12 protein-coding genes are annotated in these 16433 nt (G+C 51.6%); 3 read left to right on the top strand and 9 right to left on the bottom strand.

Annotation, left to right across the window (positions count from 1 at the left end):
• Nucleotide 1 precedes the first annotated feature (1 nt).
• Nucleotides 2-754: a thiamine pyrophosphate-dependent enzyme gene (locus tag LI015_RS00875; RefSeq protein ID WP_002567901.1), complete on the top strand. Its 753-nt coding sequence runs from the start codon at nucleotides 2-4 to the stop codon at nucleotides 752-754.
• A gap of 2 nt (nucleotides 755-756) precedes the next feature.
• The gene (locus LI015_RS00870) at nucleotides 757-1320 is read left to right on the top strand and encodes a 2-oxoacid:acceptor oxidoreductase family protein (RefSeq protein WP_002567902.1); all 564 of its coding nucleotides are present in this window, start codon (nucleotides 757-759) and stop codon (nucleotides 1318-1320) included.
• Nucleotides 1321-1532: 212 nt separating this feature from the next.
• Here LI015_RS00870 and LI015_RS00865 read toward each other — a convergent pair whose 3' ends face one another.
• The 6 genes from LI015_RS00865 to LI015_RS00840 form a co-directional block, all read right to left on the bottom strand.
• Nucleotides 1533-2393, bottom strand: coding sequence for a CAP domain-containing protein (locus tag LI015_RS00865; RefSeq protein ID WP_227123742.1), 861 nt, complete (start codon nucleotides 2391-2393; stop codon nucleotides 1533-1535).
• Nucleotides 2394-2527: 134 nt separating this feature from the next.
• Nucleotides 2528-3370 (bottom strand): carbohydrate ABC transporter permease, encoded by an 843-nt coding sequence (locus LI015_RS00860; protein ID WP_002567910.1) that lies wholly within the window; start codon nucleotides 3368-3370, stop codon nucleotides 2528-2530.
• A gap of 15 nt (nucleotides 3371-3385) precedes the next feature.
• Nucleotides 3386-4273, bottom strand: a complete 888-nt coding sequence (locus tag LI015_RS00855; protein ID WP_002567911.1) for a carbohydrate ABC transporter permease — start codon at nucleotides 4271-4273, stop codon at nucleotides 3386-3388.
• A gap of 53 nt (nucleotides 4274-4326) precedes the next feature.
• The gene (locus tag LI015_RS00850; protein WP_002567912.1) at nucleotides 4327-5628 is read right to left on the bottom strand and encodes an ABC transporter substrate-binding protein; all 1302 of its coding nucleotides are present in this window, start codon (nucleotides 5626-5628) and stop codon (nucleotides 4327-4329) included.
• A gap of 17 nt (nucleotides 5629-5645) precedes the next feature.
• The gene (locus tag LI015_RS00845) at nucleotides 5646-7304 is read right to left on the bottom strand and encodes a glycoside hydrolase family 32 protein (protein WP_195633102.1); all 1659 of its coding nucleotides are present in this window, start codon (nucleotides 7302-7304) and stop codon (nucleotides 5646-5648) included.
• Nucleotides 7305-7535: 231 nt separating this feature from the next.
• Complete coding sequence (locus LI015_RS00840) at nucleotides 7536-8510, bottom strand: LacI family DNA-binding transcriptional regulator (protein ID WP_002567914.1); 975 nt, start codon at nucleotides 8508-8510, stop codon at nucleotides 7536-7538.
• Between the two features lie 488 nt (nucleotides 8511-8998).
• Between LI015_RS00840 and LI015_RS00835 the strand changes: the two genes are divergently transcribed.
• A complete protein-coding gene (locus tag LI015_RS00835; RefSeq protein WP_227123741.1) occupies nucleotides 8999-10354 on the top strand; it encodes a uracil-xanthine permease family protein in 1356 nt (451 codons plus the stop codon).
• Nucleotides 10355-10464: 110 nt separating this feature from the next.
• Here LI015_RS00835 and LI015_RS00830 read toward each other — a convergent pair whose 3' ends face one another.
• From LI015_RS00830 to LI015_RS00820, 3 genes are all read right to left on the bottom strand, one after another.
• On the bottom strand, nucleotides 10465-13002 hold the full coding sequence (locus LI015_RS00830) for an FAD-dependent oxidoreductase (RefSeq protein WP_227123738.1): 2538 nt from the start codon (nucleotides 13000-13002) through the stop codon (nucleotides 10465-10467).
• Nucleotides 13003-13280: 278 nt separating this feature from the next.
• Nucleotides 13281-13733 carry an NUDIX hydrolase gene (locus LI015_RS00825; RefSeq protein WP_002567924.1) on the bottom strand — a complete coding sequence of 151 codons (453 nt, stop codon included), beginning with the start codon at nucleotides 13731-13733 and terminating at the stop codon, nucleotides 13281-13283.
• A 260-nt stretch (nucleotides 13734-13993) separates the two neighbouring features.
• Entirely contained in the window at nucleotides 13994-16432 is a 2439-nt protein-coding gene (locus LI015_RS00820; RefSeq protein WP_002571752.1) for a xanthine dehydrogenase family protein molybdopterin-binding subunit, read from the bottom strand.
• Nucleotide 16433: the final 1 nt, after the last annotated feature.

Raw genomic sequence — 16433 nt, 5'->3', positions numbered from 1 at the left:
AATGTCAGCTTCCAATAAAGAAAGAAAAGTCCCTGTTCTGGTAGATAAGCCAATGGACTTCTGCCCGGGATGCGGCCACGGAATCATAAGCCGCCTCATCATGGAGTGTCTGGATGAACTGGAGCAGAGTGATAACATCATCTTCCCCATTGGAGTGGGATGTTCCTCCAATCTGGGTGCAGGCCTGGAATGCGACCGCCTCCACTGTTCCCATGGACGGGCAGGCGCAGTGGCCACCGGCATGAAGCGGGTCAATCCGGATGTCCTCATCGTATCCTACCAGGGCGACGGCGACGCCTACAACATAGGAATCGCGGAAACCTTCAACGCGGCATACCGCAATGAAAACATAACTGTTATCGTTGTGAACAACACCAACTTCGGCATGACCGGCGGTCAGATGAGCCTTACCACCATGGAAGGCCAGAAGACCTCCACCAGCGTGCATGGACGTGACTGCAGCGTCACCGGTTATCCCCTGCGTTTTCCTGAGATGGTGGCCAGGGAATTCCCCGGCGCTGCCTACGCGGCCAGGGGCACAGTGACCAGTCCTTCCAAAATCAACCAGCTGAAGGGTTATATCAAAAACGGCCTCCAGGCGCAGATGAATCATGAGGGATACTCTGTCATCGAAGTGCTCTCCCCCTGTCCGGTAAACTGGGGACTTACCCCGGTAAAGGCCATGGAGCGTATTGAAAGCGAACTGGTCCCCTACTATCCATTAGGTGAATTCAAGAAAAGAGAGGTGCGTTAATCATGAAGGAAATCGTATTTGCAGGTTCCGGCGGACAGGGTGTATTGACAGCCGGGCTAATCATCTCTGATATTGCGGCCACAGAGGGCATCAATGTGACCTGGGTCCCCTCCTACGGCTCCGCCATGCGCGGCGGCACTGCCAACTGCACGGTGAAATACTGTGAGAATACCATTTATAACCCATCCCAGGAACAGCCTGACCTGCTTCTGGCCATGAACAGCCCATCCTTTCACAAATTCCTCCCCCTGGTAGCGCCCGGCGGGGTGGTGGTAATCGGCGACCTGGTGGAGATACCGGAGGATGCCCGGAAGGACGTGACCTATGTGCGTGTGCCGGCCACCAGGATTTCCACTGAATTAAACAATCCCAAGGGCGCCAATATTGTCATGACAGGCGCCATCGTAAAGCTCATGGGCGACTTTACCAAGGAGGCAGCCATCGCAGCCATGATCCATATGTTTGAGAAAAAGGGAAAATCCCGTTTTAATGAAGCCAATGAAAAGGCATTCAACGCCGGGTATGACGCGGTGGAAACACTGGCTTTGGATTCCTGCGTAAGATAAATGATTTTGAGGCATCCGGGAGGAATACCAACGGTATCCCTCCCGAATGCCCCTCTATTCATACAAATAGTGATATGTAATACGGCCTTTGCAATCCCTGTTCCATCAGACCGCCATTTCTGATGGGGCAGGGTTTTGCAATTGGCAAAGCCTACAAAAAAACACCAGCCGGCCGGATCTGCTTCCGGCCTGGCTGGCTATCTTCTTCTATCTTACTTTATGAACAGCTGTGTCCAATAATCGGTTCCGCTGGCATCCTGATAATGTCCTACCCCAATAGAAGTAAAATCACGATTCAGGATATTGGCCCTGTGGCCTGAGCTGTTCATCCAGCTCTGCATCACTGCCTCAGGCGAGTTCTGTCCGTAAGCAATATTCTCACCCACACTCCGGTAGCTGATTCCCGCCTGTGTCAGGACTGTACTGAAATTGCTGCCATCAGGCCTGGTGTGTGAAAATGTGCCCTTGATTTCCTGCGCTCTCTTGTTGGCTGCCTCTGCCACGCCTTCGTGAACAGACAGCGGACTAAGACCCACCTTGGCCCTCTCTGCATTTACCAGTTCAACCACTGCGTCCGCAAATGCGTCCTGGCTGCCGCCGTTATCCGGGTCGCCGGGAACCGTATCCCCCGGAGCCTCGGGAGCCGTACCTGGGTTATCCGGCTCACCCGGCAGTGAATTGTCTGGCAGTGAGCTGTCCGGGCTGTCAGGCAGTGAGTTGTCCGGCAGTGAGCTGTCCGGCAGCTCAGGTCCCGGCAGTTCCGGTGTGGGGAAGATGAAGTCGGGCGGTGTAACCTGCGGCAGACTGTTGTCCGGCAGCACAGGTCCTGCTCCCCATCCGTTATTCTGGTTCCCGTTGTTATTCTGGCCCCAGCCGCCATTCTGGCCCCAGTTCCCATTCTGGCCTATATTACCAGGAAGACAATTCTGTCCTCCCACTCCAATCACGTATGCGCTTCCATTAGCAAAAGGAATCTGATATGTAGATACGGCTGCCAGTGATGTCACCGGTATGGCTGCGGATACAAGCATGGCTGCGGCTGCGGACAATGTGTACATGGATATCTTTCTCATGGTTACCTCCTTATGTGTTACATAATTATTACATTTCTGTTACAAAACTATAATAGCACATAATATTTGGAAAACCATTAGGGAAAGAATGGAAATAATGTATGCCGCAGCCCCTCTCCGGCGCCAGCTCTCTGCTATCCCTTTATGCCAGTGGATGCAATACCTTCCACGTAATATTTCTGAAGAAATACGAACATCAGCAGCATGGGGATTGCCGATATGGTCAGGGATGCCATGATAGCGCCATAGTGTATTGGCTTTGATCCAAAAAACGTCTGGATGGCCAGCTGGATTGTCCTCATATCCTCCCCTGTAACCACCAGCATGGGCCACATGAAATCATTCCAGTGGGCCACGAAGTCCAGGATGAAGATGGTGGCGTACACCGTGCCTGAGATGGGCATTACAATGGTAAAAAATGTCTTGATGGGGCCGCAGCCGTCTATGGCTGCCGCTTCCAGCAGATCATCGGGAATGTCTAAGAAGAACTGGCGGAACATGTAGATGGAGAAGCATTTCCCCACAAAGGGAACAATCAGCCCGGCCCAGGTATTCACCCACCCAAGGCTGGCAACCTCCTTGTAAAGGGGCAGCATGATAGCCTCCATGGGAAGCACCATAAGGCTGATGACCACTGTCAGCAGCAGCTCCTTTCCGGGGAAATTGAATTTTGCCAGGGCATATCCGCAGACGGAATTGACCGCCAGGTCCAGGATTACAATTACAAACACATAGAACAGGCTGTTGAGGATGAATTTCATCATATTTACCCTGGTAAACACCTCAACATAGTTCCCAAGGGTGGCCGCTGTGGGCCAGAACGTCCTGATATTGCTCATGTCGGAGAATATCTGCGCCTCCGGTTTCAGGGACGCGGCAATCATCCACAGGAGCGGCGATACAAAAATCAGGGCGACAATTGCATTTCCGCCATAGAACAAAACGCGTTTCAGGATATCTTTTTCCTTTAATCCCATGATTCTCCCTCCTCCTTAATCTGCCTTGATGACCCGCTTCAGCATCAGCGACATGGTGACCACTATGACAAAGAATACGGTTGCCACGCTGCAGGCGTACCCGAAATTTCTGCTCTGGAAGCCCTGTTCATAGATATAATACACAAGGGTCCTGGTGGAGTTCTGGGGACCGCCCTGGGTCATGACATAGGGCTGCGTGAACAGCTTCATGGCCTGGATCATTGTAATCATCACAACGTATTTAATCACATTCTTAAGTCCCGGCAGGGTCACATACAGAAACTTCTGAAAGGCTCCCGCACCGTCAATGGACGCCGCTTCATACTGGTCTCCCGGTATGGCCTGAAGTCCTGCCAGGAAAATCATCATCTGATACCCTGCCGCCTGCCAGGCCGACATAAAGATAATGGAATTCATGGACGTCTTGGGGTCTGTCAGGAAACCGCAGGGGGCAAAACCCAGCTTTGTGAGAAACGCGTTCAGAAGGCCTGTGCTGGGGTTGGGATTGTACAGCACGCTCCAGAGGATGGCAACCACCACCATGGATGTGATGTTGGGGCTGAAATAGGCTGCCCGGAATATGGATACTCCCTTTCTTCTGGATGAAATCAGCATGGCTAAAAGCAGGGCCAGAATGCACTGGAAGGGAACTACCACCACCGTAAAGTAAATGGTATTAACCAGGGATTTCTTAAAGTCCCTGTCCCCAAACAGCTCCACGAAATTATCCAGTCCGCAGAATTTAATCTTATCCGGCCTGAGGATATTGTAATCAGTAAATGCATAGCGGACCGTGGAAACAGCAGGCAGTATGAGGAACGCTGCCAGCAGCACCACTGCCGGAAGGATGAACAGGAACGCCGCCCGTCTTTCATGGACCTTATTCTTTGTACCATACTTCATGATATACCTCCTTTCCCTGTTAAAGGGAAGGGGGACCATTGTCCCCCTCACCATTACTCCGCGTAGTTCTTCTGGTAGTTGGAATCAAAATCAGCTGCCAGCTGGTCTAAGGACTCTTTTACATCCGCGCCTGTGAACATATTCATCATGGCCTCTGAAAATCCGGGCGACAGCACGGTATAGCCGGGTGTTCTTGGTCTTGGATGGCCTGTATTCAGTGACTGCTCCTTAAAGAGGGAGCGGGGATATTCATTGTACTCTGTCAGCGTGTCATAGCTGGATGCCCTGGTGGGAAGTTTTGCTATGGCCTGGGCGTAAGAGGTCACATTTTCCTTATTCATCAGGTAGGAGATAACAACGCCTGCTGCTTCCGCGTCCGCGTTCCTGGTGATGCAGGCAGCCCAGTCCCCTGTGGGAGATGTGTTGATGCCGCCATTGTCAGCCACCGGAAAGTATGTAACGCCCCAGTTCAGATCCGGGAAGGACTGCTCCAGAGTGGCCACTTCCCAGGAACCGCCCAGCATGGTGGCGCATTTTCCATTGTGGAACTCCTGCTTCATGGGGTCAATATTGGCATAACCATCCTGAATCAGACTGTTGAGGAAATTGGCTGCTTCAATGCCCTTTTCACTGTTCACATAGCCGTCGGCCTTGGAACCGTCTTCACTTACAAAGTCAGTGCCGTTGGAAATCCAGAACTGCTCCAGCACATAGGGAAGTCCCTCGCCCTTATCCATGATGATGTTGGTTCCGGCCACATCGCTGGTGGTCAGCTTCCCGGCAATGTCAGCAAACTCAGACCAGGTCAGGGCGTCCTCCATCTTATCCGGCATGGTGATGCCGGCCGCGTCAGTCATATCTTTATTGTAGTACAATGCAACGGAACTCTCTGTTGCTCCCAGGGCGTACAGCTTGCCGTCATAGGTTCCCTGCACTTTGATGGATTCCACGAAATCACTTAAATCCTCCTCTGTAAAATAGGAGTCAATGGGTACGATGATTCCGTCCGCCGCGTAATTGGATATGTTGGGACCGTCCACAAACAGAATGTCAGGCAGATCATTGCTTGTCACGGCCGCATTGATTTTATCCTCGTAAGCATAGGAATCCGCCCGCACGATAGCTTCCCTCTTAAGCTCGATTTCTCCCTTGTGTTCTTCATTGAAGGCATTGATTTTCTCAACCCACCACTCTTCAATAGCCGGTTCATCCGTGGGACTCCAGATAGTCACCAGTTTAGCCCCGTCGCTGCCTGTCTTTCCTCCCCCTGATTTGGAACTGCCGCCGCAGCCGCTCAGTGCACACGCCGCCAATACAGCTGCCAGTGTCATACATGCCAATCTCTTATTCTTCATAATCCTTCTCCCTCTCTTCATGATTTATGGTTCCAGATGGACTCCATGGTCCATACCTCCAAACGCTTCAGACTTCCGGCAGCAAAATCCGCCTCCAGATGCCCCCTGGTGCTTTCCTGGTAGAAAAGCTTGGTGCCTGCGGCCTCGCCGTGGTTTAAGTAAACCTCTGCCACCCTCCGGTCCATAAAAATCTCCACATAGCGGACCGCGCTGACATCAGACGGAAAACGGACCTCACTCACTTCCTTCCTGGTGGATACCAGGCTAGTCACACCATTTTTCCGTTCCAGATACAGGGCGTCATCTCCTTCCCTAGCAAGGGTCACAAGGAAATCCCGGTCGTCTCCAAGCTTGATTTTCACAAAAAATGAGTTGCCCGGAACAATCACAGGCGGGACATCCTGTCCTGACACTGCGAAAATACGCTCCTTCAGCAGTCCGTAACATTCCTTTACCGGCTCCGTGAACAGCCTTCCTTGTTCCATGTGCAGTTCCCTTGGAAGGGAAAAACTGCCGCAGGCGCCTGTGGGCTTAACCCGGTGTTCACCGTAAAAATCAGATATCCACCCTATGGCAATCCTTCTGCCGCCGTGTTCAAAGCTCTGCACCGCATAGAAGTTGCTTCCAAAATCATACCACTGCTGATGTTCTGTCTTAAACCTGCCCCCGTCAAAGGTCCCGGTATAACACCGTGTCATCTGATACCGGCCGGCCTCATCGCGGTGGCACATCCATGCACCTGCGGCCACATATTTCCCATCCAGTTCAAAAAAGTCCGGACACTCAAAGGTCCTGATTCCCGGTTCGTGCTCCTGCAGGAGAGGACCTTTAAAGCTCCACGCTCCATTCTCCCGGACATACAGCAGGATAGACGGCACACCGTCCAGGCTGGATCCCAATACCATATAGTCCATGCCTTCTATCCGCTGTACCTTGGGGTCCCTGAAATCAAAGGACGCTCCCTCCGGTCTTTCAGTAATGCACGGGCGCTCCTTCTCCACATGGATGCCGTCCCAGCAAACAGCCTCTGTCTGCCATTCCCTGGTTTCCTCACCGTCCTCCTGGGGACCGTGGTGACGGGTCAGATACAGATGCATCTGTTCTCCCTCCACCTGGGCGCTTCCCGAAAAGGCTCCTCCTTTGTGTTCTTTATCCCTCCACAAATCCGGCTGCGGTTCCAGAACATAGGGCATATGGGTCCAGTGAATTAAATCCCGGCTCACCGCATGGCCCCAGTACATATCATTCCATTCCTGCCCAAAGGGATTGGACTGGTAAAACAGATGGTAATATCCCTTAAACCAGCAGAGTCCATTCGGATCATTTACCCAGTTCATAAAGGGATTGAAATGATACTGTTCCCTTACAGAAGTATCATACCATTTTCCCAGTTCCATTTCATCACCGCTGTCCGGATCCAGGAATCTTATTCCCCTGTCCATCAAATCCGGTCCCCCGCTCAGATACATCTGGGTGAAAGAGACCCCTTTACGGCTGATGCGGTATATCCCCTTCTCAGGAAGGGCCAGCTGTACCAGACGGTACCAGTCGTCATTCATGTGAACCTGCTGTTCCTTTCCTCCGGGTCCTTCCAGACAAATCCAGCCATCCCTGTCATCTGTTTTTTCAGCAAATATACAGACGGACTCATATTCCCCGTTGTCAAATTCCAACATCCACATCACCTCCTTTTATCCTGTCTGTGTCTATTTTTCCTATATGGAACCCGTTCCATATCCACACTATAGTACTATTAGATTGATATGTCAATATGCTTTTGTAAAAAAGCGTAAAAATAGTGCACATTATACAGCTTTTCGCCTCGTATATTGTGCACTATTTTCATTCTATTTCCAGTTTTTGTATCTATCGTATTCAGCCCTTCTCCGTGTTCCACATGGAACACATTATATCGTTCCACCTTTTTGTATGGAAACAGGCAGAATTTGTTCCATCTTTACCTTCTTACCATCTAACAGGTCCATCATGGTATCCACACAGGCTGTTGCCAGTCCCGGTATATCCTGCGCTATGCTGGTAAGCTTGGGTGTAAACAGCCGGGTCATGTCAACTGCGTCATAGCCAACAATATGGAGTTCCTCCGGAACCTTCACACCTCTTTGGTTTGCTATGTTAAGGCAGTAAAGGGCTCCTATATCCGTAGTGAACACCCCGTCAATATCCCGGTAAATATCCATGTACTGTTCCATGATACGGCAATAGTAATCATATTCCATCATATTCCACGCCATTTCAATGGTTTTGACAGATGCCCCATTTTCCTCCATAACCCGATTAAATTCCTGATGCCTGTCATTGGAGGGCGTATGGACGCGGAAGGAACCGCCAAAGTTCAGCACATTCCTGCAGCCTGCATCCAATAGAAGCCGGGCCGCCATCCTGCCTCCTGCCTTGTGATCTGAATGTATTATGGGAATGTCCGGTCCCAGGTTCCGGTCCATGGCGACCACCGGCTTATTCAGGTTCAGGTACGCGTAATCCTGGAGGGAATGGGCACCGGTGATGATGCCGTCCATTACGTTCTGGCGCAGCATGTCAATAAAGTCCTGCTCACGGTTGCTTATCTCAATGGTATTGCAGATCATGGCCTTATAACCGTTCTTATAGAGCTGGATCTCCATGTGCTTCAGCAGCTTGCTGAAAAATGGATTTTCCATATCAGGCACCACAATTCCAATGATTCCTGTCCTGTTCCGGAACAGGTTCCTGGCCAGCTCATTTGGCTGATAGTCCAGTTCCGCAGCCATTGCAAGGATTTTTGCCTTTGTATCCTCCGCCACATAGCCAGTTCCGTTAAGCGCGCGGGAAACAGTCCCCACCCCTACACCTGCTTTTTTTGCCACATCCCTGATACTTGCCATTTGCCCAGACAACCTCCATCGCATAAAACTTCATTACATTGCACTAATTACATAGTACTAATATCTTAGCAGGAGGAAGGTAAAAACGCAAGCGGGTCCCGGAAAGGTTTCGGCAGGTTCTGGCGGGTTTTGGCGGGCATCTGTTTTAATATTTCGTCAATATTCACAATTTTTTCTGACTAATTCAGTCAAACACGATATTCTTTCAAAAGAATATTGATTTATATATTATATATGATAGACTAAATACCGTTATAAGACAAATATTTAACAGCTGATATTATCAGGTGATTTTGTTACAATTTTATATTTCACAGACTTGGAACGAGAGTTTGGCAGCCTTTTACAAAGAGCTGCGGCTCTCGTTTTTTTATTTGTGCAGACATCAGAGCATTAAATCTCCAGGAGTTTGGCAACCTTTCACAAAGTGTTGAAGCTTTCATGAAAGCGTTTTTAAATATCAAAGAAAATCAGGAGGGAAAACAACAATGTCACAAAAGAACACAGCAACCAGCACTTCAAAATTCCAGCTTGACGGCAGGCCCAGTATGAAGGAGGCAGTGCCTTTAGGCCTGCAGCATGTACTGGCCATGTTTGTAGGGAACATCGTTCCTATGATTTTAGTCGCGTCAGTAGCCAACCTGTCTGTTCAGGACGCCAACATGCTGCTCCAGTGCTGCATGCTGGGAGCTGCCATCTCAACCGCAATCCAGCTCTATCCCATACGAATCGGAAGCATACAGATTGGCTCCGGTCTTCCCTGCATGATGGGACTTACATACGTATTCCTGCCGGCCTGTCTTTCCATTGCCGGCAGCAAAGGAATTCCCTATATCTTCGGCGCCCAGATTGCGGCGGGTGTCATTGCCATCAGCTACGGAACACTCCTTAAAAAAATGTCATCCTTCTTCCCTCCTGTGGTAACGGGGACCATTGTCATGACTGTGGGCGTTTCCATCTTTAATCTTGCCATCGGCAATATTGCGGGCGGTACATCATCACCTGATTTCGGTGCCCCCATCAACTGGGCAGTCGGCGTATTCGTGGTGCTGGTCGTACTGGGATTCAATGTGTTCGGCAAAGGCCTTCCCAAGGTAGCAGCCATCCTTATCGGTATGACGGCAGGCTACATTTTATCGGTCATTCTGGGACTGGTAAGTTTCTCAGGCATTGGAGAGGCTGCCTGGTTTGCTGTTCCAAAGCCTTTTGCATTTGGCGTAAAATTTGATTTAGGATATATTCTGATGTTTGTACTGCTTTACTTCATTGTTGCCGTACAGATGATAGGCGATTTCAACGTATCATGCATGGGCGGACTGGACCGCGAGCCCACCCCGGATGAAATCGGAGGAGGAGCCACCGCAAACGGAATCACTTCCATTATATCAGCCGTACTTAACAGCTTCCCCACCGCCACCTACAGCCAGAACTCCGGTATCGTGGCTCTGACCAAAGTGTGCTCCCGTTTTGTAATTCTGGTTGGCTGCGGAATCCTTTTCCTGGCCGGTCTCTGTCCCAAGGTAGGAGCCGTGCTGTCCACCATCCCCAACTGTGTGATTGGCGGCGGTACCGTGGTTGTATTTGCAATGATTGCCACCTCAGGCATGAAGCTTCTTGCCAAGGCCGGATACTCCAACCGGAACTGCCTGATTATAGGCGTATCCCTGGCATTCGGCCTGGGCACCCAGTTCTGCAAAGGCGCCAGCGCCCAGTTCCCTGCCGGAATCGCTGCAATGCTGGAGGAGAACAGCGTTATTCTCACATCTTTGCTTGCGATTATTCTCAATCTGGTGTTTCCAAAGGATCCGGTTGCGGCGGCAGAGAAGGAGGGCAAGGCGCAATAATTGTTTTTATATAGAAAATAGCACTGGAAAACTCCCAGTGCTATTTTTATATAACTGTTATTCCCTTTTCTGGTGGTTCTCATATTGCTCTGTGTCCAACATACATCTGCCTAATTCTCCATCACCTCCTGATACGTGGCATGGTTCTCCAGCGCCTCAGTCATGGCCGCCATCCGGGATAAATCCCCCATTAGAATCACACCGCTCATCCGGTTATTCAGGAAATAGTATTTCCGGTACTGTTCCTTACCCATATCCCTGAATTCCACTGTCTTATAATAGAGGTTCGGGTTTCTTCCGTTGTCGCCCGCGGCAAACAGGGCGGTATTCATGCCGTGGAAGGTCAGGGCCGCAGGTACAGGCGTGTATTCCAGACTGTCCCCGGCCGCGTTGGCGCCCGCAGTCTTGCCCTGTTCCACCGCTTCGGGCCAGATGCCGTAATTCCCATCATGGTACTGTGCACAGTCGCCGCAGGCATAGATGCCGGAAACCGAGGTCTCCATGCGCTCGTTGACAACTACTCCCTTCTTTGTCTCCAATCCCATCTTCTTTGCCAGCTCTATGTTGGCGCGGATGCCTGCGGACACAATCACCATCCCGCCTTCCACCACTTCCCCTGTTTTCAGGCGGACACCGCTCACATAGCCGTCTCCCTCGATGGCTTCCACATTGACGCCGGTGCGGATCACCACCCCGGCTTTGGATGCTATTATCTTCAACTGCTCCCCGGAGCTCTCATCCATCTGACGTCCCATCAGGGATGGAGCCATTTCAAGCACCGTCACCTCAAGGCCTGCCTTCTTAAGCTCCCATGCTGCTTCCAGTCCCAGAACACCGCCTCCGATGACCACGGCCTTCTCCGTGCTCTTCATCAGAGCCTCCACCCTTCTGACATCAGAAAGCCGTCTGATTGCCGCCACCTCCGGTAACCCGCTTCCTTCCATCGGCGGAATAAAGCATTCACTTCCCAGCGCGTATATCAGCTTCGTGAAACGCAGCTTTGTTCCGTCGTCAAGAAGCGCTTGCCTGGCATCCGTATCCACGCTCTCCACCCGTTTTCCCAGCATCTGGCGCACCTGATTTTCCTCATACCATGGGGCATCCACCATAGCTATCTGCTCCGGCTCCAGGCCTGCGACCAGGGATTTGGTCAGCATGGGACGGTTGTAGGACGGATAGGGCTCCTCGGATACCATAGTAATCCGTCCTGTGGCATCCCTCTCCCGGATGGCCTTGGCGGCATTAAATCCGGCTGCGCCGTTACCGAGAATCAGATAGTCGTTTGCCGTGTTATTGGTAAAATCATTTGCCGCATCCTCCACCGGCACAAAGTTCTCCCGGCCCACGCCGCAGACAGGACAAATCTCGATGGAGGAATCAAAAATCTCCCCGCAAACCAGGCATTTAACCAGCCTCCTGCCGCCCTTTGCCGCCGCTGTCCCCGGCTTCTTGGACTGCACCAGACACCCGAACTGATATCCGAACTCATAGGCACCCACCAAATCTGCATCCGAGGGTTTAAACCTCACCTTAAATCCGTCTACCACCTTCATTTTCAACTGTTTCAGGCGCTCCGTGATATGGGGTACGCCCTCGCCGCTCCAGCCGTAGCTGCCGAACGCTCCCGCATATTTTCCGCCGTGGGTCACGCTGAACATGCCCAGCGTCAAATCCCATATAGGACGCAGCGCCTCGGCAATGATGGTGGGCGTGCCAAACAGCATTCCGTCTGCAAACTGCAACTCCTCCTGCACCTTCGCCGCGTCGGCCGTCACCATATCGTAGCTGCGCACGTCAATATCACCGCTGTCGGCAATTCCCTGTGCAATCTTCTCCGCCAGCATTCCCGTATACCCGTAGGCGCTTACGTAGGGGATGATAACGGTCTTCTTCCTGTTCGGATTCACCACTGTGGACCATTCCCGGTAAAGGGCCATCACCTGCTTAATTCTGTCCCCCACCAGCACCGGGCCGTGGCCCGTGCACACCATGCTGATATCCAGGGATTCCACCCGGTCCAGGGCCTTTAGCATAAAGGGTTTATACGGCCCTATAATACAGTCAAAATAGTAGCGCAGCGCCTTTAAATAATCGTCCTCATTCTGAATCTTATCCGACACCACTTCTTTCAGGCAGTAGTGGGAGCCGAAGGAATCACAGGTCACCAGAATCTGCTCCTCCTCGATAAATGTGTACATGGTATCCGGCCAGTGCAGATTGGGAACCAGCATAAAATGCAGTGTCCGCTTGCCAATGGTCATCCGCTGGTCGTCCTTCACCGCAATGCTGACAAAGTCCCGGTTCACGATTTCTTTTAAGAAACTAATGGCACAGGGAGTGGCCAGTATCTTCATCTGGGGACTATAATCCAGCAGCCGCTCCACACTCCCCGCATGGTCCGGCTCCGTGTGGCTGGTCACCAGATAATCAATCTTCGTGACATCTATGACCTCTTTTAATTTTTCCAGATAATCGTCAAAAAACCTGGCCTTTGCCGTCTCAAACAACACCACCTTATCCCCTGTTTTCATCACATAGGAATTATAGGTGGTGCCAAACTCCGTATACATCACAATATCAAACACACGCAGCTTGTCGTCAATAATACCCGTCCAGCAGAACCCGTCTCTCAATTTAATCGCTTCCATGGTCAGCACCTCTCCTTTACATACATTTATTATAGGGCATATGTTATTTTATGATTCCACTTTAACGCAAATCCCACCCTGTGTCTATTGCATTTGCCACATATTGGCAAACAATTGTCAATCTTTTTTCCGGAATCTGCCCAGCTATTTTTTGAGAGTTCTGCCTCTCACAATATCATGAAATCATTATAATTTCGTGTCATAAATGATGTTTCTGTTTTTGAACTCAAAAGGCGCCCCAGCCAAGCCGGAGCGCCCTTACATGCGTCACTATTCAATTAAAAATACTTCTTGCTTCCCCAAAGATTACTCTTCTTCAAATCCAGATACTCATTATAAGCCTTTTCCAGTATCTGCTTCTCATTGGAAAACTTCAGCAGATGGTATGCCTCGTAGAACTTATAATACCCGGAATCCAGAAAGTACTCTTCCCGCTGTGGTTTGCTGTAATAGCTGTCGGCCATCATCAGATACCAGTGTACGTCCTTTTCCACCACATCCTGGGGTGTGTTAAAGGAGTATTGGCTCTTGCCGATATACTTGATAATGGATGCACTGACACCGGTCTCCTCCTTCACTTCACGGAGGGCCGTTTCTTTATACTCTTCGCCAGCTTCTACTGTTCCCTTAGGCAAAACCCATCCCTCATACTTGTTCTTGTAATTCTTATAAAGGACGAGGATTTTCCCTCGAAATATAACCACACCGCCGCAGCTCGTTGCTTCAATCATTGCAATTCCTCCTGGTGTTGGTGTGAACCTGATCTGCGTCTGTACCGGACGAGTCCTTTACAGGGCCCGCGTGCGTCCCGCTAATTAATGTATGCAGCACTGCATCTGTTGTCCCGGTTACGCAATCATAACTGGTCTTAGTATACAACTTTTGGAAAGGATATGCAAGGCTTATCTGCTATTTCAGGGCTGGCAGGTATTGGGAGACAGGGTTGGGCAAACGCCGGACAGCCATGCTGATACCGGTATCCGGCCAGGCTTTAATCCAGGCCGTTCATCCCTTTAAATACTTTCTCCGCGGTTATGGGAAGCTCCCGTATTCTCACGCCCACTGCATTGTAAACCGCATTGGCAATGGCCGGGGACGGGGTGTTGATAACCACCTCGCCGATGGATTTAGCGCCGAATGGGCCGGTGGGCTCGAAGCTGCTCTCAAACTCCACCTGCACCCTGCCCACATCCAGACGGCTGGGCACCTTGTACTGCATAAAGGAATTCTCATGGACCTTTCCGTCCTTTGAGTAGCTTACATCCTCATACAGGGCCATGCCGATTCCCTGGACCAGACCGCCCTCTGTCTGAACCCTTGCCAGGTTTTCATTGAGAGGTGTTCCGCAGTCCACAGCGGCAGCAAATTTGATTAATTCCACCTGGCCTGTCTCCAGATCCACCTCCACCTCGGCGGCTCCTGCCATAAAGGGCGGCGGGGATATGGGCGAGGAATGGGACTGGGTCACCTGAAGGGCGTCCTCATTGGCGCACTGGACCCTGTTCGCCAGGTCCTTTATGGTGATTTCCTTCCTGGTGCCGTCCGCCTCGCAGGCCAGCTTATATACCCGCTTTCCGTCAAACTCCAGCTCATCCGCTCCGGTTTCCAGGTATTTGGCTGCCTTGTGGAGAATTTTTTCCTTCAGGGCTTCACATGTCTTTACCACTGCTGTTCCGGTCAGATAGGCAGTGCTGGAAGCATAGGAGCCGGAATCATAGGGTGAAATGTCCGTATCAGCCCCAAATACCACAATATCGTCCAGCTCGCAGCCCAGGCACTCGGCAGCCACCTGGGCCAGCGTGGTGTCGCAGCCTGTTCCCATGTCGGCGGCACCGATTATCAGGTTGTAAAAGCCGTCGTCGTTTATCTTAATGGTGGCGCCTGCCACATCCACCCCGGATATGGAGGAACCCTGCATGGCCATGGCAAGTCCCACACCGCGCACCTTTGAACCGCTTACCTGGCGTCTGGGGTATTTTCCGTCCCATCCTATCATGTCCTTAACCCTGGCCACACAGCGGTCCAGAGCGCAGCTGTCCGCTGTCTCACCGTAATAGGCCGGCATCACGTCCCCTTCTTTGACCATATTAAGTTCCCTGAATTTCACCGGGTCCATGCCCAGCTCTGCCGCCAGCTCGCTGACCGCTGATTCCACGGCAAAGATTCCCTGGGTTGCCCCGTATCCGCGGTATGCCCCGGCCGACATCCGGTTGGTGTAGACCACGTCATAACTGAACCGGAACGCCTCAGGCGTGTGGTACAGCGGAATGGATTTATGGCCGGACAGGCCCACTGTGGTGGGTCCATGTTCCCCGTATGCCCCTGTATTTGACAATGTATATACATCCATGGCTTTCAGTATACCGTTGTCATCGCATCCCAGCTTCACCCGTACCTCCATCTCATGGCGGGGTGAGGACGCAATCTGAGACTCATAACGGCTGTAAATGATTTTGGCTGGCTTTCCTGTTTTCCAGGTCACGATGGCAGGGTACACCTCTGCCACAACCGTCTGTTTTGCCCCGAATCCCCCTCCGATTCTGGGCTTGATGACGCGAATCCTGGATTTGGGTATATCCAGGGCATGGGCCAGGATTCTTCTGGTATGGAACGGAATCTGAGTGGATGCCACCACATTTAACCTTCCATACACATCCAGATGGGTGTAGGCCCGGAAGGTTTCCATCATGGCCTGCTGGTTGGCCTTGGTGTGGTACACCCGCTCTATCACATGGGTACAGCCTGCAAATGCCTGTTCCAGATCCCCATGACCCTCAATGCCTGAGGCGCAGAGATTGCGTCTGTTGTCAGCTCCCACATCGCAGAGACTCTTCCAGTCCTCCTCCGGGTGCACTAGTATCTTTGCGTCCTTGGCATCGTGCATGTCCAGCACAGGCTCCAGGACTTCATATTTTACACGTATGAGACGCATGGCATGGTCCACCACAGCCTCATCCCTGCCTGCCACGATTGCCACCGCGTCTCCGGCAAACCGCAGCCTGCGGTCCAGTATGAGCCGGTCATAGGGACTGGGCTCCGGATAGGTCTGCCCCGCCATGGTAAAACGGCTCTGGGGCACATCCTTCCATGTGAGAATGCACTCAATACCCGGTATCTTGGCGGCAACGCCGCAGTCTATCTCCTTAACCATGGCATGGGCGTAAGGGCTTCTGAGCACCTTTACCACCAGGCAGTCCTTTAATGCCAGGTCGTCCGTAAACACCGGCTTGCCTGTCACCAGGGCCCTGGCATCCTTCTTGATGAAGGGAGCGCCTACCACACGGTAATTTCTTCCGGCATATGCACCGCCTGCGCTGCCGCATGTGCCGCATGTGCTGCCGCATGTACCGCATATGCTACCGCATGTACCATCCGTACCGGCGCATGTGCCGCATGTCCTGTCAGATGTCTTATTGTCTGTATATCCCATC

This window comes from Enterocloster sp. 210928-DFI.2.20, from assembly GCF_020554465.1.
GTDB lineage: Bacteria > Bacillota > Clostridia > Lachnospirales > Lachnospiraceae > Enterocloster > Enterocloster bolteae.
Note: the sequence above shows the minus strand (reverse complement) of the source record. Positions and strands in the feature narration are given on the sequence as shown.